Below are 19,204 nucleotides of genomic sequence, written 5' to 3'. Positions count from 1 at the left end.
CCTGCGGGTCGTCGCGCACCGAACCCAGGTCGACGGCGTCGACGCCCAGCCGCGCCAGCAGCGCGCCCAGCGTCGTGCGGTTGCTGTCGTAGATCGCGCCCGGCGCCAGCGGCGCGCCCGGCGGCGTCAGCTCGTCGCCGGTGCTGAAGTAGGCGACGCGCAGGCGCCGGCGGACATCGAGCGTCGGCATGCCCAGCGACGCGGCCAGCCCGAGGTCGGACGGTCGCAACCGGCGGCCGGCGGCGAGCGCGACGCCGCCGCGGCGCAGGTCTTCGCCGCGGCGGCGGCTGTGCTGGCCGGCGCGCGCGGCACCGGCCGGGATCGTCAGCAGGCCGTTTTGCACGCTGACCAGCTCCTGCGGCACGACGCTGTCGTGGCCGGCCGGCAGCGGTGCGCCGGTCATGATGCGGATGCAGGCGTGGGCCGGTGCCGGGCCGTCGAAGCCGTGGCCGGCCAGTGCCGTGCCGGCGACCGGCAGCTGTGTCGGGCCGTCGCCGCGCAGCGCGGTGCCGGCGAACGAATAGCCGTCCATCGCCGAGTTGTCGTGCGCGGGCACGTCCAGCGGCGACACCAGGTCGGCGGCCAGCACCCGGCCCAGGGCAGCAGCCAGCGGCACGCTCTCGGTCTCGGCAACCGGCGTCGCCAGGCGCGCCAGCGCGGCCTGGGCAAGGGCCAGCGGCAGGTCTTCGTCGCCGTGCCCGGCCAGTTCGCCGGCGATCGTGGCGAGCGGCGTCGTGGCCTCAGTCATCGTGCAGGGACTCCGGAGTGTTGAAGTTGGCGAAGGCGGTTTCGTCGTCGAAGTCGACCGCGACGCCGCCTTGCGCGCGCAGCCAGCCTTCGACGCGGCGCTCGCCGCCGGCCAGCGCCTGTTCGAGTGTTGCGGCCAGCGTGGTGTCGACGAGGCAGAAGACCGGGTGCGTGCGCGCCGCGCGAGCGTAAACGACGGCAGCGCCCGCGCGGCCGGCGGCCAGGCGGGCGACGAGATCGACGGGAAAACGCGGCGCGTCGCAGGGCACGACGGCGAGCCAGCGTGTGCGCGCGTGGTGCAGCCCGGCCAGCAGCCCCGCCAGCGGCCCGAGCGCACCCGGCAGCGGGTCGGCCAGCACCGGCACGCCGAAGGCCGCGTAAGCCTCGCTGTTGCGGTTGGCGCTGAGCGCCAGCGTGCCGACCTGGGGCGCCAGCCGAGCCAGCGCGTGCGCCGCCAGCGGCCGGCCCTGCCAGTCGAGCAGGCCTTTGTCGGCGCCGCCCATGCGCCGCCCCAGGCCGCCGGCGAGCACCAGGCCGGTGATGTCGTCGCGGGCGATCAGCGCCGCCTCCATCAGCCGCCGATGTAGTGCATCTCGATGCGGCGTTCCGGCGCCGGCGCCTGGCGGCCACGCAGTTCGGAGTAGCGCTCGTCGCGTGCGTTCCAGACCATGCCGATCGCGCCGGCGATCTGCGCGTCGCTGGCGCCGCTGCGCAGCAGCGTGCGCAGGTCGTGGCCGCGCGACGCGAACAGGCACAGGAAAAGCTTGCCTTCGGTCGACAGGCGGGCGCGGCTGCAGTCGCCGCAGAAGGCGTGCGTGACGCTCGAGATCAGCCCGATCTCGCCGCGGCCGTCGCGGTAGCGCCAGCGCTCGGCGGTCTCGTCGGGCGAGGCCGGCGGCACGCGTTCGAGGCCGAAAGCCTGGTCCAGCCGCGCGCGCACCTGCGCCGACGGCAGAACCTCGTCCAGCCGCCAGCCGTTGCTGCTGCCAACGTCCATGTATTCGATGAACCGCAGCCGCACCGCCGCGCCCCAGGTGTCGCGCACATGGCGCGCAAGCGGCAGGACCTCGTGGTCGTTCAGGCCGCGGCGCACGACCATGTTCAGCTTGACCGGGGCCAGGCCGGCTTCGAGCGCGGCGTCGATGCCGCGCAGCACCTCGGCCACCGGCTGGTCGACGTCGTTCATGCGCCGGAACACCGCATCGTCGAGCGCGTCCAGGCTGACGGTGATGCGGTCCAGGCCGGCGTCTCGCAGCGGCCGGGCCAGCCGCGGCAGCAGGGTGCCGTTGGTCGTCAGCGTCAGCTCGGGTTTGCTGCCGTCGACGGTGCGCAGCGCCGAGAGCTGTTCGACGAGCACCGGCAGTTGCTTGCGCAGCAGCGGCTCGCCGCCGGTGAGCCGGATCTTGCGCACGCCGTGGGCCAGGAACAGCCGGGCGACACGCGTGATTTCCTCGAAGCTCAGCAGCGCGTCGTGCGGCAGGAAGCGGTAGCGCGTGTCGAAGACCTCGCGCGGCATGCAGTAGCCGCAGCGGAAGTTGCAGCGGTCGGTGACCGAGATCCTCAGGTCACGCAGCGGCCGGCCGAGCCGGTCGACGAGCCTGCCGGCGGGCGCCGCCGGGGTGGCCGGCACCGCCAGCGGTATGGCCGAGACCCGCAGGTCGGCTAACGGAATGACGCTTTCGCCCATCCGGCGATTGTGCCGGTTTGACGTGCCGCAAGTGCTGCGGGCCGGTCAGGGACGCGAAGGCAGCGTGGCTTCGGTCTGCGGCGTATCGCCGATTTCGGCGCGGCGCGCGCCGTTGAAGCGCTTCACCCAGTAGGACTGGCGCATGTCCTCGATGCGGACTTCGCTGCCGGTGCGCGGCGCGTGGATGAACTTGCCGTCACCGACGTAGATGCCAACGTGCGAGAACGCGCGCCGCATCGTGTTGAAGAAGACCAGGTCGCCGGGCTTGAGTTCGTCGCGCGAGACCTTGGTCAGTGCGTCGTCCTTGGCCTGCTGGTCGGCGCGGCGCGGCAGCACCATGCCCAGGCTGCGTTCGAAGACGTGGCGCGTGAAGCCGCTGCAGTCGAAGCCTTCTTCGGCGCTGTTGCCGCCGCGGCGGTAGGGCACGCCCAGGAAGTTCATCGCCGACATCACCAGGTCGGACGCGGTGTCGCGCACCTGCTGCACGAAGCCCTGGGTGGTCTCGGATACGCTGCCGGCCGAAGGCACCAGGCCTTTTTGCTGCAGCATCTGCATCACGGCGTCGCCGCCTTGCGGGGCCGCGGGCTCGGGTGCTGCCCAGGCTCCCGCGGATGCTGCGACGGCAAGGCCGGCAACGAGGAGGCGGAAGGGGCGGGGGCAAAAAGGCATCGGCCGCGCAGCATAGGGGCCAACCCGGAGAGTGTCAATGTTGGCGACACGGGCAATATGCGAGTCCGTGCCGTCTTGCACGCCCGGTTTGCGGGCGCGCAAACAAGCGGCCTTGATCGAATCGGAGAACCGGATGTTCCGTGGACTGTTGTTGGAAAAGGGCGAGGGCGGCTTCGGCGCGCGCCTCGCGGAGATCGACGAATCGCGCCTGCCCGGCGCCGACCAGGCCGAAGTGCTGGTGCGGCCCGAGTACTCGACGCTGAACTACAAGGACGCGCTGGCGATCACGAACCGCGCGCCGGTCGTGCGTGCCTGGCCGATGGTGCCGGGCATAGACGGCGCCGGCACCGTGCTCGAGAGCAGCCACCCGGTCTGGAAACCCGGCGACCGCTTCGTGCACAACGGCTGGGGCGTTGGCGAGACCCACTGGGGCTGCCTGGCCGAACGCGCCCGGCTCAAGGGCGACTGGCTGGTGAAACTGCCCGCGGTCTTCACGCCGCGCCAGGCGATGGCGATCGGTACCGCCGGCTACACCGCGATGCTGTGCGTGCTGGCGCTCGAGGCCCACGGTGTCGTGCCGGGTGACGGCGAAGTGCTGGTCACCGGCGCCAGCGGCGGCGTCGGCAGCGTCGCGATCGCGCTGCTGGCCCGGCTGGGCCACCGCGTCGTCGCCGTCAGCGGCAAGGCCGACGCCGCCGACTACCTGAAAGACCTGGGTGCGGCCGAGGTGCTGGACCGCACCGCCTTCGCCGCGCCGGGCAAGCCGCTGCAGAAGGAGCGTTGGACGGCGGCCGTCGACGCCGTCGGCAGCCATACGCTGGCCAACGTGCTGGCGCAGACGCGCTACGGCGGCGTCGTTGCCGCCTGCGGGCTGGCGCAGGGTCTGGACCTGCCGGCCAGCGTCGCGCCCTTCATCCTGCGCGGCGTCACGCTCGCCGGCATCGACAGCGTGATGGCGCCGCTGGCGCGCCGCCAGGCGGCCTGGGACCGGCTCGCACGTGACCTCGATCCGGCGCTGCTGGAACGCATCGCGAGCGAGGTTTCGCTGGATTGCGCGATCGCGAAAGCGGCCGAATTGATGGACGGCAAAGTGACCGGCCGGGTGGTGGTGCGCATAGGCGATTGAGTCAGCCGCTCGTCAGCGCCCGGCCTCTTAATCCCAGCCCATAACGAGGAGACAACGATGACCGATTACACCGAGTTTCATCGCCGCTCGCTGCAGGATCGCGACGCGTTCTGGGCAGAACAGGCCAAGCTGATCGACTGGCACAAACCCTTCGAGCAGGTCTGCGACTACAGCCGGCCGCCGTTCGCCAAGTGGTTCGTCGGCGGCGAGACCAATCTCTGCCACAACGCCGTCGACCGCCACCTGGCGACACGCGGCGACCAGAACGCGCTGATCTACGTCTCGACCGAGACCAACCAGGAGCGCATCTACAGCTACCGCGAGCTGCACGCCGAGGTGCAGCGCATGGCCGCGACGCTGCAGAGCCTGGGCGTGAAGAAGGGCGACCGGGTGCTGGTCTACATGCCGATGATCCCCGAGGCGGCATTCGCGATGCTGGCCTGCACGCGCATCGGTGCGCTGCATTCGGTGGTCTTCGGCGGTTTCGCCAGCGTCAGCCTGGCCACGCGCATCGACGATGCCGAACCGACGGTCATCGTCAGCGCCGACGCCGGCAGCCGCAGCGGCAAGGTCGTGCCCTACAAGCCGCTGCTGGACGAGGCCATCCGCCTGGCCCAGCACAAGCCGCAGAAGGTGCTGATGGTCGACCGCGGCCTGGCTGCCTTCGAGCGTGTCGCCGGCCGCGACGAGGACTACGCCGGCTGGCGCGACTGCCATGCCGACACCGTCGTGCCCTGCGTGTGGGTCGAAGCCACGCACCCGAGCTACACGCTCTACACCAGCGGCACCACCGGCAAGCCCAAGGGCGTGCAGCGCGACACCGGCGGCTACGCGGTCGCGCTCGCCGCCAGCATGGAGAAGATCTACCTGTGCAAGCCGGGCGAGACCTTCTTCTCGACCAGCGACATCGGCTGGGTCGTCGGCCACAGCTACATCATCTACGCGCCGCTGCTCGGCGGCTGCGCGACGATCATGTACGAGGGCCTGCCGATCCGGCCCGACGCCTCCATCTGGTGGAGCCTGGTCGAGAAGTACAAGGTGACCTCGATGTTCAGCGCGCCGACCGCGGTGCGCGTGCTGAAGAAGCAGGACCCGGCCTCGCTGAAGAAACACGACCTGTCGTCCCTGCGGGCGCTGTTCCTCGCCGGCGAGCCGCTGGACGAGCCGACCGCGACCTGGATCGCCGGCGCCCTGGGCAAGCCCATCATCGACAACTACTGGCAGACCGAGACCGGCTGGCCCATCCTCAGCCTGTGCAACGGCGTCGAGGCCGCGAAGAGCAAGTTCGGCTCGCCGGGCAAGGCGGTCTACGGCTACGACGTCAAGCTGCTCGACGAACACAGCGGCGAGGAGCTGACGGCGCCCGGCCAGAAAGGCGTGGTCGCGATCGAGGGCCCGCTGCCCCCGGGCTGCATGCAGACCGTCTGGCGCGACGACAAACGTTTCGTCAACACCTACTGGAGCAGCGTGCCCGGCAGGATGGTCTACAGCACCTTCGACTGGGGCATTCGCGACGAGGACGGCTACTTCTTCATCCTCGGCCGCACCGACGACGTCATCAACGTCGCCGGTCACCGCCTGGGCACGCGCGAGATCGAGGAGAGCATTTCCAGCCACCCGATGGTGGCCGAGGTCGCCGTTGTCGGTGTCGCCGATCAGCTCAAGGGCCAGGTCGCGATGGCGTTCGCGGTGCTGAAGGATGCTTCGGCCGTGGCCACCGACGCCGACGCGCTGAGACTCGAAGGCGAGGTGATGAAGCTCGTCGACGAGCAGTTGGGCGCCGTCGCGCGGCCGGCGCGTGTGCGTTTCGTCGCCACCCTGCCCAAGACGCGTTCCGGCAAGCTGCTGCGCCGTGCGATCCAGGCCGTCTGCGAAGCGCGTGACCCGGGCGACCTGACGACGATCGAGGACCCGACCGCGCTGCAGCAGATCCGCGATCTGGTCACGCCGGCCTGAGGCGCAATGGCCAGGGCCGGAAGGCCTTGACCTTCTGCCAGCGGCCTGCCCGCGATTCCACGCTCGATGGCTGAGCCGCCGCGCCCTCGGCCGAGGGCGCCCGGCGGAGCGATGCGGTGGCGCTGTGAGAACGCCAGACTCGGCCCCCAACGCCTTGCGAAGGGGGCCGATGTGTTCAGACGACGTGATCTCCTGGCGGCGGCGGCCGCGTTCAGCTGCTGGCCGCGGGCCGAAGCCGCCGCGCCGGCGCTGATGCTGGCGCGCGAAGCGCCGCCGGGGCTGGACCCGGCGGGGTTTCTCGTCAGCGAAAAACTCGACGGCGTGCGTGCGCTCTGGGACGGGCGCAGGCTGCGATTTCGCAGCGGTCTGCCGCTGGCGGCGCCGGCCGACTTCCTGGCGCGCCTGCCCGAACAGCCGCTGGACGGCGAGCTCTGGCTCGGCCGGGGCGCGTTCGACGCCGTTTCCGGCCTGCTGCGCCGCGCGCGGCCCGACGACGCCGCCTGGCGCGAACTGCGCTACGGCGTCTTCGACCAGCCCGGCATGCCGGGGCCGTTCGCCGATCGCGCCGCGCGGCTGGCGGCGCTGGTGTCGTCGTCGCACGCGTTCTTCGCGATCGAGCAGCGCCCCGTCGCGTCGGCGGCGGCGCTTCGCCACCGGCTCGACGAAGTGGTCGCCGCCGGCGGCGAAGGCCTGGTGCTGCACCGGGCCGACGCGCTCTGGCAGCCGGGCCGCAGCGACGCGCTGCTCAAGCTCAAGCCCGAACACGACGCCGAGGCCGTGGTCGTCGGCCACGTCGGCGGCCGCGGCCGCCACGAAGGCCGGCTCGGCGCTCTGCGTGTGCGCACCGAGGACGGCACCGAGTTCCTGCTCGGCACCGGCTTCAGCGACGCCCAGCGCGACGCGCCGCCGCCCGTGGGCAGCGTCGTCAGCTACCGCCACCGCGGCCTGACCGCTGGTGGCCTGCCGCGTTTCGCCAGCTTCCTGAGGGTGCGCGAGTTCTGAGGCTGGGCGCGCGATGCCGGAAGGCATCGCGCGCCTGGCTAAGGCCCGAGTGCGATTTCACGCACGAGGGCTGAGGCTGGACGCAGGACGCCGCAAGGCGTCCCGCGCCGCCTTCAGAGCACCTCGCTCGCGAAGTCCGCCAGGCGCGAACGTTCGCCGCGCGCCAGCGTCAGGTGGCCGCCGTGCGGCCAACCCTTGAAGCGGTCGACGGCGTAGGTCAGGCCGCTGGAGCCTTCGGTCAGGTAGGGCGTGTCGATCTGCGCCAGGTTGCCCAGGCAGACGATCTTGGTGCCCGGGCCGGCGCGCGTGATCAGCGTCTTCATCTGCTTGGGCGTCAGGTTCTGCGCCTCGTCGATGATCACGTACTTGTTCAGGAAGGTGCGCCCGCGCATGAAGTTCAGGCTCTTGATCTTGATCTTCGCGCGCACCAGGTCGTTGGTCGCGGCCCGGCCCCATTCGCCGGCGCTGGCGTCGCTACGCGCCAGCACCTCGAGGTTGTCGTCGAGTGCGCCCATCCACGGGCCCATCTTCTCTTCCTCGTTGCCGGGCAGGAAGCCGATGTCGTCGCCCACCGGCACCGTCACGCGGGTGACGATGATCTCGCTGTAGCGGCGTTCGTCCAGCACCTGGGCCAGGCCCGCGGCCAGCGTCATCAGCGTCTTGCCGGTGCCGGCGGTGCCGGTCAGCGTGACGAAGTCGCACTCCGGATCCAGCAGCAGGTTGAGCGCGAAGTTCTGCTCGCGGTTGCGCGCGGTGACGCCCCAGACGGCGTTCTTGCCGTGGGTGTAGTCGCGCAGCGTGCGCAGCACCGCGGTCTTGCCGGTGATCTCGGAGACGCGCGCGTACAGCGGCGTCGCGCCCGGGGTCTCGAGGTAGACGAACTGGTTGATCAGCAGCCCCGGCACCAGCGGGCCGCTGATGCGGTAGTAGGTGTTGCCACCCTGCTGCCAGCTCTCCATCGTCTTGCCGTGGCGCTCCCAGAAGTCGGCCGGCAGCGGCAGCACGCCGGTGTAGAGCAGGTCGCCGTCTTCCAGCGTCTTGTCGTTGAAGTAGTCCTCGGCCGGCAGGCCGAGCGCACGCGCCTTGACGCGCATGTTGATGTCCTTGGACACCAGCACGACCTCGCGGTCGGTGCGCTGTTCGCGCAGCGCCTGCACCACGCCCAGGATCTGGTTGTCGGCCTTGCCCTGCGGCAGCCCGGCCGGCAGCTTCACGTCCAGCATCATGGTCTGGAAGAAGAGCTTGCCACCGGCCTCGCGATGGCCGGTCTTGGCCAGCGGGATGCCGGCGGTCGAATCGACGGCGCCGTTCTCGCCGGTGAAGGTGGCCAGCGAGTCCAGATCGCGGCTGACCTGGCGCGCGTTGCGCGCGACCTCGCTCATGCCCTTCTTGTGGCCGTCGAGTTCCTCCAGCGTGATCATCGGCAGGAAGACGTCGTGCTCGTCGAAGCGGAACAGGCAGGTCGGGTCGTGCATCAGCACATTGGTGTCGAGCACGAAGAGCTTGGCCGGCCCGGTGCCGCGCGGCGTGCGCACGCGGCTGCGGGGCACGGGCGCCGGAGTCGGTGCCGGCGCGGCCGGTGCCGGGGCCGGCACCACCGGGCGGCGCGGCGCGGCGGCGACGGCGCTGTCGTCGAGCACGAGCCGGGTCTCGACCGGCGCGACCTCGGCCGCGGGGGTCTTCAGCGTGCGCTTGCGCGGCTTCGGGGCCGCCTGCGACTCGTAGTCGCTGGCCGCGAGCAGGTCGGCTTTTTTCGTCGGAGGCTTGGGCAGAGGCATGGGCTGGGCTCAGGAAAAAACAAAAAGCCGCACGGCGGACCGTGCGGCTTTCGGCGGGAGAGGGAAGGCAGCGCGGGACCCGCGCCGCCGGAGCAGCTGCTTGTCGATCTCAGGCAGCCTGCTTGAGGTCCTTGACGGCCTTGAGCACTTCATCGACGTGCCCGGCAACCTTGATGCCGCGCCATTCGGCACGCATCACGCCGTCGGGGCCGATCAGGAAGGTGCTGCGTTCGATGCCCTTGACCTTCTTGCCGTACATGATCTTGTTCTTGACCACGCCGAACATGTGGCAGAGCTTCTCTTCGGTGTCGGCGATCAGCTCAAAGGGCAGCTCGAGAGCCTGCTTGAACTTCTCGTGCGACGCGAGGTTGTCGCGCGAGACCCCGAAGACCACCGCGCCGGCCTTCAGGAAATCCTGATGGTGGTCGCGGAACTGCATCGCCTCCGTGGTACACCCGGGCGTGGCGTCCTTGGGGTAAAAGTACAGGACCACGGCGTGGCCGAGATTCGCAGAAGGCGTGAACTTCACGCCGCCGGTCGCGAAGGCTTCGAATTCCGGAAGGGTTTTGTTGACAACGGGCGTCATGGGTGGTTTTCTCGGAACGTAGGCAGCCGTCGCCGGCTCAACACGTGATTATAAAACGCCGGCATTACGCGCCATCGCCCTCCAAAACGAGAGCGGCCACGACCTCGCGTTCTTCGGCTGCCAGAACGTTGTAGGTACGGCACGCCGCGGCGCTGTCCATGGTCTCGACACCGATGCCGCGCTCGATCAGCGGCCGCAGCAATGCCGGTGAGACGAAGCGCATGCGCCGGCCCGAGCCGAAGATCACCAGTTCGGGCTTGAGCAGCGCGATGCGCGCGAAGTGCTCCGCCGTCAGCGCGCCGAGCTCGGCCGCGTCCCAGGGCAGCAGCTCGCCCTTCCAGGGCACGATGACGCTCTCGCGCCAGCGGGTCGCGCCCACCCAGACGCTGCCCGCGTCATGGCGCGAGATCACGTTGCCGCCGCTGAACCTGTCCGGCTGGAATTTCATGCGTGGATAATTCTAGTTTCCCTCACGAAAGCCGCCTGCCTTGAAGCCCATCGCCAAGTCCAGCAAGCTCGCCAACGTCGGCTACGACATCCGCGGCCCGGTGCTCGACAAGGCCCGGCAGATGGAGGAAGAAGGCCAGCGCATCATCAAGCTGAACATCGGCAACGTCGCCGCCTTCGGCCTGATGCCTCCGGACGAGATCGTCCAGGACATGATCCACAACCTGCCGTCGCAGGTGGCCGCCGGCTACACCGACAGCAAGGGCCTGTTCGCGCCGCGCAAGGCGGTGGTGCACTACACCCAGGAAAAGCACGTCACCGGCGTCACCGTCGACGACGTCTACCTCGGCAACGGCGCCTCCGAGCTGATCGCGATGAGCATGAACGCCTTGCTCGACGCCGGCGACGAGGTGCTGATCCCCGCGCCCGACTATCCGCTGCACACGGCCGTCGTGTCGCTGTCGGGCGGCACGCCGGTGCACTACCGCTGCGACGAAGGCTCGGGCTGGCTGCCCGACCTCGACGACATCCGCGCCAAGGTGAGCCCCAACACCAAGGCCATCGTCGTCATCAACCCGAACAACCCGACGGGTGCGCTCTATCCGGTGGATCTGCTCAAGGACATCGTCGAGATCGCGCGCCAGCACCAGCTCATCGTCTTCGCCGACGAGATCTACGACAAGACGCTGTACGACGGCAACGAGCACACCAGCATCGCCTCGCTCGCCGACGACGTGCTCTTCGTCACCTTCAACGGCCTGTCCAAGAACTACCGCTCCTGCGGCTACCGCTCGGGCTGGATGGTGGTCTCGGGCGAGAAGCGCTACGCCAAGGACTACATCGAGGGCCTGAACATGCTGGCCTCGATGCGGCTGTGCGCCAACACGCCGGGCCAGATGGCGATCCAGACCGCGCTCGGCGGCTACCAGAGCATCAAGGACCTAGTCGCCCCGGGCGGACGCCTGCTCAAGCAGCGCGACCTGGCCTGGGAGATGATGAACGCGATTCCCGGCGTCAGCGTCGTCAAGCCGAAGGCGGCGCTGTACATGTTCCCGCGGCTGGACCCCAAGGTCTATCCGATCGCCGACGACCAGCAGTTCGCCTACGAGCTGCTGGAGCAGGAACGCGTGCTGATCGTGCAGGGCACCGGCTTCAACTGGCCGCAGCCCGACCACTTCCGCCTCGTTTTCCTGCCCAACCTCGACGACCTGACCGAAGCCATCGGCCGCATCGAACGTTTCCTCGCCGGCTATCGCAAACGCCACTCCCTCTAAGCCACCCCGGGCCGCCAGGTCGGCCCCGTTCCCGGAGAGACCCCGCATGAAACCCATCCAGGTCGGCCTGCTCGGCATCGGCACCGTTGGCAGCGGCACCTTCACGGTGCTCAACCGCAACCAGGAGGAGATTCGGCGCCGCGCCGGCCGCGGCATCGAGATCACGATGGTCGCCGACCTCGACGTCGAACGTGCGCGCGCCGTCGTCGGCGAGCGCGCCCGGGTCGTCGCCGATGCGCGCGAGGTCATCGCCAACCCCGAGATCGACATCGTCGTCGAGCTGATCGGCGGCTACGGCATCGCCAAGACGCTGGTGCTGGAAGCTATCCGCCAAGGCAAGCACGTCGTCACTGCGAACAAGGCGCTGCTGGCGGTGCACGGCAGCGAGATCTTCGAAGCCGCACGCGAGCGCGGCGTGATGGTCGCGTTCGAAGCGGCGGTGGCCGGCGGCATCCCGATCATCAAGGCGCTGCGCGAAGGCCTGACGGCCAACCGCATCGAATGGGTCGCCGGCATCATCAACGGCACGACCAACTTCATCCTCTCGGAGATGCGCTCCAAGGGGCTGGACTTCGCCGCGGTGCTCAAGCAGGCGCAGGCGCTGGGTTATGCCGAAGCCGACCCGACCTTCGACATCGAGGGCATAGACGCCGCGCACAAGGTGACGATCATGAGCGCGATCGCGTTCGGCGTGCCGGTGCAGTTCGACAAGGCCTACGTCGAAGGCATCACCACGCTGCAGGCGGCCGACATCCGCTACGCCGAGCAGCTGGGCTACCGCATCAAGCTGCTGGGCATCACGCGCCGGCGCGAGAACGGCATCGAGCTGCGCGTGCACCCGACGCTCATTCCCTCGCAGCGCCTGATCGCCAACGTCGAGGGCGCGATGAACGCCGTCGTCGTCCAGGGCGACGCGGTCGGCAGCACGCTCTACTACGGCAAGGGCGCAGGTGCGGAGCCCACCGCCAGCGCCGTCGTCGCCGACCTGGTCGACATCACCCGGCTGCACACCGCCGACCCCGACCACCGCGTGCCGCACCTGGCCTTCCAGCCAGGCTCGCTGCAGGACACGCCCATCCTGTCGATCGACGAGGTCATCACCGCCTTCTACCTGCGCCTGCAGGTCGCCGACCAGGCAGGCGTGCTGGCCAAGATCACCGGCATCCTGGCCGAGCACGAGATCTCGATCGACGCCGTGCTGCAGCGGGAAAGCGCCGAAGGCGAGAAGCAGACGGACCTGATCATCCTGACGCACGACACCGTCGAAGGCCGCATGCGCGCCGCGCTGGCGCAGATGCAGGCGCTGCCGACGGTGCTGGCGCCCATCGTGCGCATCCGCAAGGAAGAACTGAAATAAGGCCGCCGGAGGCGCGATGAAATACCTCAGCACCCGCGGCGACACCACGCCGCGCGGCTTCAGCGACATCCTGCTCGAAGGCCTGGCGCCCGACGGCGGCCTGTACCTGCCGACGCACTACCCGCAGGTCGACGCGGCGACGCTCGCGCGCTGGCGCGGCCTGTCCTATGCCGACCTGGCCTTCGAGATCCTGTCGCTCTACATAGACGACATCCCGAGCGCCGACCTGAAGCGGCTGACGCACGCGACCTATACCGAAGCCGTCTTCGGCACGCCCGAGATCACGCCGCTGAAGCCGCTGGGCGACGGCCTGTGCCTGCAAGCCCTGTCCAACGGCCCGACGCTGGCCTTCAAGGACATGGCGATGCAGTTGCTGGGCAACCTGTTCGAGTACGAACTGGGCCGCCGTGGCGAGACGCTGAACATCCTCGGCGCGACCTCTGGCGACACCGGCAGCGCTGCCGAATACGCGATGCGCGGCAAGCAGGGCGTCAGCGTATTCATGCTGAGCCCGCACGGCCGCATGAGCCCCTTCCAGCAGGCGCAGATGTTCAGCCTGCAGGACGCCAACATCCACAACCTGGCCGTCGAAGGTGTGTTCGACGACTGCCAGGACATCGTCAAGGCCGTCAGCAACGACCTCGAGTTCAAGCGCCGCCACAAGATCGGCACCGTCAACTCGATCAACTGGGCGCGGCTGCTGGCCCAGGTCGTCTACTACTTCGCCGGTTATTTCCAGGCGACGAAGACGGACGCCGAACGCGTCAGCTTCGCCGTGCCCTCGGGCAACTTCGGCAACATCTGCGCCGGCCACGTCGCGCGTTCGATGGGGCTGCCGATCCACCGCCTGGTGCTGGCGACGAACGAAAACGACGTGCTCGACGAGTTCTTCCGCACCGGCCGCTACCGCGTGCGCGGCAGCGCCGAGACCTTCGAGACCTCGTCGCCGTCGATGGACATCAGCAAGGCGAGCAACTTCGAGCGTTTCGTCTTCGACCTGCTGGGCCGCGACGCCGCGCGCACGCGCGAGCTCTTCGCCGAGGGCGTCGTCCGCCACGGCGGCTTCACGCTCGATGCGGCCGAGGCGGCGCGTTGCGCCGGTTTCGGTTTCGTCTCGGGCCGCAGCACGCACGCCGACCGGCTGGCGACGATCGCCGCCACCTGGCGCGCGAGCGGCGTGCTCGTCGACACCCACACCGCCGACGGCCTGAAGGTCGCGCGCGAGCACCGCGACGCCGGCGTGCCGATGATCGTGCTCGAGACCGCGCTGCCGGCCAAGTTCGCTGCCACCATCACCGAGGCGCTGGGCGCCCAGGCGCCGGTGCCGCCGCGGCCGGCCGCGCTTGCCGGGCTCGAGGACCTGCCGCGGCGCTTCAGCGTGCTGCAGGTCGACGTCGGCGCGGTCAAGGCCTGCATCGAGGCCCACGCCGGATGAACACGCCGCAGCTGATCTCGCTCGACGAGGCGCTGCAGCGCCTCGTCGCCGGTGCCGCGCCGCACCGCATCGTCGAGACCGAATCGGTGCCGTCGGTCGACGCGCTCGGCCGCATGCTCGCGGTCGACGTGCTGTCGATGATCGACGTGCCGCCGGGCGACAACAGTTCGATGGACGGCTGGGCTGTCAACACCGCCGACGTGCCGGCCGCCGGCACCGTGCTGCCGGTGTCGCAGCGCATCCCGGCGGGTGTCGTCGGCCAGCCGCTGCAGCGCGGGACCGCGGCGCGCATCTTCACCGGCGCGCAGATCCCCGCCGGCGCCGACGCCATCGTGATGCAGGAGCAGTGCGAGGCCGTTGCCGGCGAGGGACTGGGCGCGGTGCGTGTGAACGAGGTGCCGGCGTTCGGCCAGTGGGTCCGCCGCCGCGGCGAAGACGTGCTGCACGGCGCCGTGGTGCTGAACAAGGGCCGCCGGCTGACGCCGCAGGCGCTGGGCCTGGCGGCTTCGGTCGGCGCGGCGCTGCTCGCCGTCTGCCGCCGCCCGCGCGTGGCCCTCTTCTCCACCGGCGACGAGCTGGTGATGCCGGGCGAGCCGCTCAAACCCGGCGCGATCTACAACTCCAACCGCTACACGCTGCGCGGCCTGCTGCAGGCCGGCGGCTGCGAGGTCACCGACCTGGGCATCGTGCCCGACCGGCTGGATGCGACGCGCACCGCGCTGCAACGCGCCGCACGTTTCCACGACCTGATCCTCACCAGCGGCGGCGTCTCGGTCGGCGAAGAGGACCACCTGAAGGCGGCGATCCAGGCCGAGGGCACGCTCGAGCACTTCCAGATGGCGATCAAGCCGGGCCGGCCGCTGGCTTTCGGCACGGTGCGCCGCGACGACGGCACGGCGGCGCTGGTGCTGGGGCTGCCCGGCAATCCGGTCTCCAGCTTCGTCACCTATCTGCTCTGCGTGACCACGGTGCTGCGTGCGATGCAGGGCGCGCCGACGGCGCTGCCCGCCGGTCTGCCGCTGCGGGCCGACTTCGACTGGCCGCGCCCGGACCGGCGGCGCGAGTTCCTGCGCGTGCGGCTCAATGACCAGGGCGGCCTGGACCTGTTCCCGAACCAGGGTTCGGGCGTGCTGACCTCGGCCGCCTGGGCAGACGGCCTCGTGGACATCGCGGCCGGCCAGCGCATCGCCAGCGGCGAAACGGTACGCTATCTGCCGCTGTCCGAACTGATCGCCAGATGAAGATCCACGTGCGCTACTTCGCCTCGCTGCGCGAAGCCCTCGGCCCCGGCGAGATCGTCGAGCTGCCCGACATCGCCACGCTCGGCCGTCTGCGCGCCGAGCTGGCGGCACGCGGCGGGCGTTACGCCGAGGTGCTGGATCGCGGCCGCGCGGTGCGCTGCGCGCTCAACCAGGTGATGAGCGACGAGGCGGCGGTGGTGCGCGACGGTGCCGAAGTGGCGTTCTTCCCGCCGGTGACCGGCGGCTAGACGTGGTGCGCGTCACGATCCAGCACGAAGATTTCGACGTCGGCCGCGAGTTCGACGCGCTGCATGCCGGCGACGGCGGCGTCGGTGCGGTCGTCGGCTTCGTCGGCACCGTGCGTGGCCGCGACGGCGGCCAGCCGGTGCAGGCACTCGAGCTCGAACACTATCCCGGCATGACCGAACGCACGATCGAGGCGATGATCGATGTCGCCGTCCCGCGTTTCGGGCTGCATGCTGCGCGTGTCATTCACCGTGTCGGCCTGCTTTCGGCCGGCGACAACATCGTCTTCGTCGGCGTCGCCGCCGCCCACCGCGGCGCCGCCTTCGAGGGCTGCGAGTTCCTGATGGACTATCTGAAGACCCAGGCCCCGTTCTGGAAGAAGGAAACCACGCCCGAGGGCACGCGCTGGGTCGACGCGCGTGCTGCCGACGACGCGGCGCTGGCGCGCTGGGGGCAGACCTCCGACAACGGAGCCGCGACCTGATGCAGACGCTGGACCCCACCGACCCGAAACAGCTGCGCCGCGCGCTCGGCCATTTCGCCACCGGCGTGACGCTGGTGACCTGCGTCGGCGCCGACGGCCACCGCGTCGGCCTGACCGTCAGCTCGTTCCAGGCGGTCTCGCTGGACCCGCCGCTGGTGCTGTGGTCGCTGCGCGAAGCCAGCCCCAGCCTGCCGGCCTTCCGCCAGGCGCGGCATTTCGCCGTCAACGTGCTGGCCGAGGCGCAGCTCGGGCTGTCGCGGCGTTTCGCCTCGCCGGTGCCGGACAAGTTCGGTGAAGGCGAGTGGAGCGAAGGCGAGGGCGGCGCGCCGGTGCTTGCCGGCTGCGCCGCGGTCTTCGAGTGCGAGGCGGTGTCGTCCCAGGCCGCCGGCGACCACGTGCTCTTCATCGGCCGCGTTTGCCGCCTGGCCGACGCGGCGCTGGCGCCGCTGCTCTACCAGGGCGGCCACTACCGGCAGCTGGGCGGCGTCCTCTAAGCCGCTGCAGGGGGGGGGCGGCGGGCTTGAAATGCCGCCGTCCAGCCCGACCTGCAAGGCAACGGAGGATTCCCATGCGTGCTGAAAAACTGACGACGGCCTTCCAGCAGGCGCTCGGCGACGCGCAAAGCCTCGCTGTCGCGCGCGACAACCCGTATATCGAGCCGGCGCACGTGCTTGCGGCGATGCTGCAGCAGACCGACGGCCCCAAGGCGCTGCTCGACCGCGCCGGTGCCGACAGCGCGGCGCTGGCGATGGCGATGGAGACGGCGATCCGCAACCTGCCCCAGGTGCAGGGCGGCGGCCAGCCGGTGCAGCCCGGCCGCGACCTGCTGACGCTGCTGCAGGCGGCCGACAAGGAAGCCGGCCAGCGCGGCGACCAGTTCATCGCCAGCGAGATGTTCCTGCTCGCGCTGACCGACTCCAAGACCGACCTGGGCGCCGTGGTGCGCGGCCACCGGTTGACGCGCAAGTCGCTGGAAGCGGCGATCGACGCGGTGCGCGGCGGCCAGAAGGTCGATTCGGCCGAAGCCGAAGGCCAGCGCGAGGCGCTGAAGAAGTACACGCTGGACCTGACCGAACGCGCCCGCCAGGGCAAGCTCGACCCGGTCATCGGCCGCGACGACGAGATCCGGCGCGCGATCCAGGTGCTGCAGCGGCGCAGCAAGAACAACCCGGTGCTGATCGGCGAGCCGGGCGTCGGCAAGACGGCCATCGTCGAAGGCCTGGCGCAGCGCATCGTCAACGGCGAAGTGCCCGAGTCGCTGAAGAACAAGCGGGTGCTGGTGCTGGACATGGCCGGCCTGCTGGCCGGCGCCAAGTACCGCGGCGAGTTCGAGGAGCGGCTGAAGGCGGTGCTGAAGGAAGTGGCCGCCGACGAGGGCCGCATCATCCTGTTCATCGACGAGCTGCACACGATGGTCGGCGCCGGCAAGGCCGAAGGCGCCATCGACGCCGGCAACATGCTCAAACCCGCCCTGGCGCGCGGCGAGCTGCACTGCATCGGTGCGACCACGCTCAACGAGTACCGCAAGTACGTCGAGAAGGACGCCGCGCTCGAGCGCCGCTTCCAGAAGGTGCTGGTCGACGAGCCCAGCGTCGAGGCCACGGTCGCCATCCTGCGCGGGCTGCAGGAGAAGTACGAGGTGCACCACGGCGTCGAGATCACCGACCCGGCGATCGTCGCCGCGGCCGAGCTGAGCCATCGCTACATCACCGACCGCTTCCTGCCCGACAAGGCGATCGACCTGATCGACGAGGCCGCGGCCAAGATCAAGATCGAGATCGACTCCAAGCCCGAGGCCATGGACCGGCTGGACCGCCGCATGATCCAGCTGAAGATCGAACGCGAGGCGGTGCGCAAGGAGCGCGACGAAGCTTCGATCCGGCGCATGGCGCTGATCGAGGACGAGTTGCTGAAGCTGCAGCGCGAATACAACGACCTCGAGCAGATCTGGATCGCCGAAAAGGCCGCCGCCCAGGGCTCGGCCCAGGTGAAGGAGGAGATCGACCGCATCCGCTTCCAGATCGAGGAGTTCAAGCGCAAGGGCGACTTCAACCACGTCGCCGAGCTGCAGTACGGCAAGCTGCCCGAGCTGGAGAAGCGGCTGAAGGAAGCCCAGGCCACCGAGTCCGGCAAGGCCGCCGGCGGCAAGGGGCCGCAGTTGCTGCGCACGATGGTCGGTGCCGAGGAGATCGCCGAGGTCGTCTCGCGCGCCACCGGCATCCCGGTCAGCAAGCTGATGCAGGGCGAGCGCGACAAGCTGCTGCAGATGGAAGCCAAGCTGCACGAACGTGTCGTCGGCCAGGACGAGGCGATCGCCGCCGTCGCCGACGCGATCCGGCGTTCACGCGCCGGGCTGTCCGACCCGAACCGGCCGCTGGGCAGCTTCCTGTTCCTGGGGCCGACCGGCGTCGGCAAGACCGAGCTGTGCAAGGCGCTGGCGGGTTTCCTGTTCGACAGCGACGACCACATGATCCGCGTCGACATGAGCGAGTACATGGAGAAGCACTCGGTGTCGCGGCTCATCGGCGCGCCGCCGGGCTATGTCGGCTACGACGAGGGCGGCGCCCTGACCGAGGCGGTGCGGCGCAAGCCCTACAGCGTGCTGCTGCTCGACGAGGTCGAGAAGGCCCACCCGGATGTCTTCAACGTGCTGCTGCAGGTGCTGGACGACGGCCGGCTCACCGACGGCCAGGGGCGCACGGTGGACTTCAAGAACACCGTCATCGTGATGACCAGCAACCTGGGCTCGCAGCTGATCATGCAGCTCGCCGGGCAGTCCAACGAAGTCGTGCGCGAGGCCGTCTGGGGCGAGGTCAAGCAGCACTTCCGGCCCGAGTTCCTGAACCGCATCGACGAGGCGGTGGTCTTCCACGCGCTCGACGAGAAGAACATCGAGGCCATCGCGAAGATCCAGCTGAAGCTGCTCGAGGCGCGGCTGGAGAAGCTCGAGATGAAGCTCGACGTTTCGCCGGCGGCGCTGGCCGAACTCGCCAAGGTCGGGTTCGACCCGGTGTTCGGCGCACGCCCGCTCAAGCGCGCGATCCAGCAGCGCATCGAGAACCCCGTGAGCAAGCTGATCCTGCAGGGGCGCTTCGGGCCCAAGGACGTGATCCCGGTGGATGTCGAGGACGGCGTCTTCGTCTTCGAGCGCGTCGTCCACTGAGCCGGG

18 protein-coding genes are annotated in these 19,204 nt (G+C 69.9%); 11 read left to right on the top strand and 7 right to left on the bottom strand.

Annotated elements, in window-relative coordinates; all coding sequences use genetic code 11:
• The 4 genes from CKO43_RS15395 to CKO43_RS15380 all read right to left on the bottom strand — a co-directional run.
• On the bottom strand, positions 1-748 hold a 748-nt coding region (locus CKO43_RS15395; RefSeq protein ID WP_200379163.1), incomplete at its 3' end, for a molybdopterin molybdotransferase MoeA.
• A complete protein-coding gene (mobA, locus tag CKO43_RS15390) occupies positions 741-1,319 on the bottom strand; it encodes a molybdenum cofactor guanylyltransferase MobA (RefSeq protein WP_242481188.1) in 579 nt (192 codons plus the stop codon). The genes CKO43_RS15395 and mobA, both read right to left, overlap by 8 nt.
• Positions 1,319-2,434, bottom strand: coding sequence for a GTP 3',8-cyclase MoaA (gene moaA / locus CKO43_RS15385; protein ID WP_200379162.1), 1,116 nt, complete (start codon positions 2,432-2,434; stop codon positions 1,319-1,321). Before moaA ends, mobA begins: the two co-directional genes overlap by 1 nt.
• 45 nt (positions 2,435-2,479) lie before the next feature.
• Positions 2,480-3,103, bottom strand: a complete 624-nt coding sequence (locus tag CKO43_RS15380) for a C40 family peptidase (protein WP_200231055.1) — start codon at positions 3,101-3,103, stop codon at positions 2,480-2,482.
• A 133-nt stretch (positions 3,104-3,236) separates the two neighbouring features.
• On the opposite strand from CKO43_RS15380, the gene acuI reads away from it, so the two are divergent.
• The 3 genes from acuI to CKO43_RS15365 all read left to right on the top strand — a co-directional run bounded on the left by acuI (position 3,237) and on the right by CKO43_RS15365 (position 7,187).
• A complete protein-coding gene (gene acuI / locus CKO43_RS15375) occupies positions 3,237-4,229 on the top strand; it encodes an acrylyl-CoA reductase (NADPH) (RefSeq protein WP_200231053.1) in 993 nt (330 codons plus the stop codon).
• Between the two features lie 30 nt (positions 4,230-4,259).
• The gene (locus CKO43_RS15370) at positions 4,260-6,185 is read left to right on the top strand and encodes a propionate--CoA ligase (protein WP_346728264.1); all 1,926 of its coding nucleotides are present in this window, start codon (positions 4,260-4,262) and stop codon (positions 6,183-6,185) included.
• Between the two features lie 171 nt (positions 6,186-6,356).
• Complete coding sequence (locus tag CKO43_RS15365) at positions 6,357-7,187, top strand: DNA ligase (RefSeq protein ID WP_346728263.1); 831 nt, start codon at positions 6,357-6,359, stop codon at positions 7,185-7,187.
• Between the two features lie 113 nt (positions 7,188-7,300).
• Here CKO43_RS15365 and CKO43_RS15360 read toward each other — a convergent pair whose 3' ends face one another.
• The 3 genes from CKO43_RS15360 to CKO43_RS15350 form a co-directional block, all read right to left on the bottom strand.
• Positions 7,301-8,965 (bottom strand): PhoH family protein, encoded by a 1,665-nt coding sequence (locus CKO43_RS15360; protein WP_200231049.1) that lies wholly within the window; start codon positions 8,963-8,965, stop codon positions 7,301-7,303.
• Between the two features lie 109 nt (positions 8,966-9,074).
• Positions 9,075-9,551: a peroxiredoxin gene (locus CKO43_RS15355; protein WP_200231047.1), complete on the bottom strand. Its 477-nt coding sequence runs from the start codon at positions 9,549-9,551 to the stop codon at positions 9,075-9,077.
• A 64-nt stretch (positions 9,552-9,615) separates the two neighbouring features.
• Complete coding sequence (locus CKO43_RS15350; RefSeq protein ID WP_200231046.1) at positions 9,616-9,999, bottom strand: Mth938-like domain-containing protein; 384 nt, start codon at positions 9,997-9,999, stop codon at positions 9,616-9,618.
• Positions 10,000-10,039: 40 nt separating this feature from the next.
• Between CKO43_RS15350 and CKO43_RS15345 the strand changes: the two genes are divergently transcribed.
• The 8 genes from CKO43_RS15345 (at position 10,040) to clpB (ending at position 19,198) form a co-directional block, all read left to right on the top strand.
• Entirely contained in the window at positions 10,040-11,272 is a 1,233-nt protein-coding gene (locus CKO43_RS15345; RefSeq protein ID WP_200379159.1) for a pyridoxal phosphate-dependent aminotransferase, read from the top strand.
• A 46-nt stretch (positions 11,273-11,318) separates the two neighbouring features.
• Positions 11,319-12,629: a homoserine dehydrogenase gene (locus tag CKO43_RS15340; RefSeq protein WP_200231044.1), complete on the top strand. Its 1,311-nt coding sequence runs from the start codon at positions 11,319-11,321 to the stop codon at positions 12,627-12,629.
• Between the two features lie 16 nt (positions 12,630-12,645).
• Positions 12,646-14,064, top strand: coding sequence for a threonine synthase (gene thrC, locus CKO43_RS15335; RefSeq protein ID WP_200379158.1), 1,419 nt, complete (start codon positions 12,646-12,648; stop codon positions 14,062-14,064).
• Positions 14,061-15,305 (top strand): molybdopterin molybdotransferase MoeA, encoded by a 1,245-nt coding sequence (locus tag CKO43_RS15330; protein WP_200379157.1) that lies wholly within the window; start codon positions 14,061-14,063, stop codon positions 15,303-15,305. Before thrC ends, CKO43_RS15330 begins: the two co-directional genes overlap by 4 nt.
• On the top strand, positions 15,302-15,553 hold the full coding sequence (locus CKO43_RS15325; protein WP_200231041.1) for a MoaD/ThiS family protein: 252 nt from the start codon (positions 15,302-15,304) through the stop codon (positions 15,551-15,553). The genes CKO43_RS15330 and CKO43_RS15325 overlap by 4 nt, the downstream gene beginning before the upstream one ends.
• A 2-nt stretch (positions 15,554-15,555) precedes the next feature.
• Positions 15,556-16,035, top strand: a complete 480-nt coding sequence (gene moaE, locus CKO43_RS15320; RefSeq protein ID WP_200231039.1) for a molybdopterin synthase catalytic subunit MoaE — start codon at positions 15,556-15,558, stop codon at positions 16,033-16,035.
• Positions 16,035-16,529, top strand: coding sequence for a flavin reductase family protein (locus tag CKO43_RS15315; protein WP_200231038.1), 495 nt, complete (start codon positions 16,035-16,037; stop codon positions 16,527-16,529). Before moaE ends, CKO43_RS15315 begins: the two co-directional genes overlap by 1 nt.
• Before the next feature lie 74 nt (positions 16,530-16,603).
• Positions 16,604-19,198 (top strand): ATP-dependent chaperone ClpB, encoded by a 2,595-nt coding sequence (gene clpB / locus CKO43_RS15310; RefSeq protein WP_200231037.1) that lies wholly within the window; start codon positions 16,604-16,606, stop codon positions 19,196-19,198.
• Positions 19,199-19,204 lie beyond the last annotated feature (6 nt).

Origin of the sequence: Rubrivivax gelatinosus, from assembly GCF_016583785.1 — a bacterium.
In the GTDB taxonomy this organism is placed as follows: domain Bacteria; phylum Pseudomonadota; class Gammaproteobacteria; order Burkholderiales; family Burkholderiaceae_C; genus Rubrivivax; species Rubrivivax gelatinosus_B.
The sequence above is the reverse complement of the archived record's forward strand: the minus strand, read 5'-3'. Positions and strand labels throughout refer to the sequence as shown.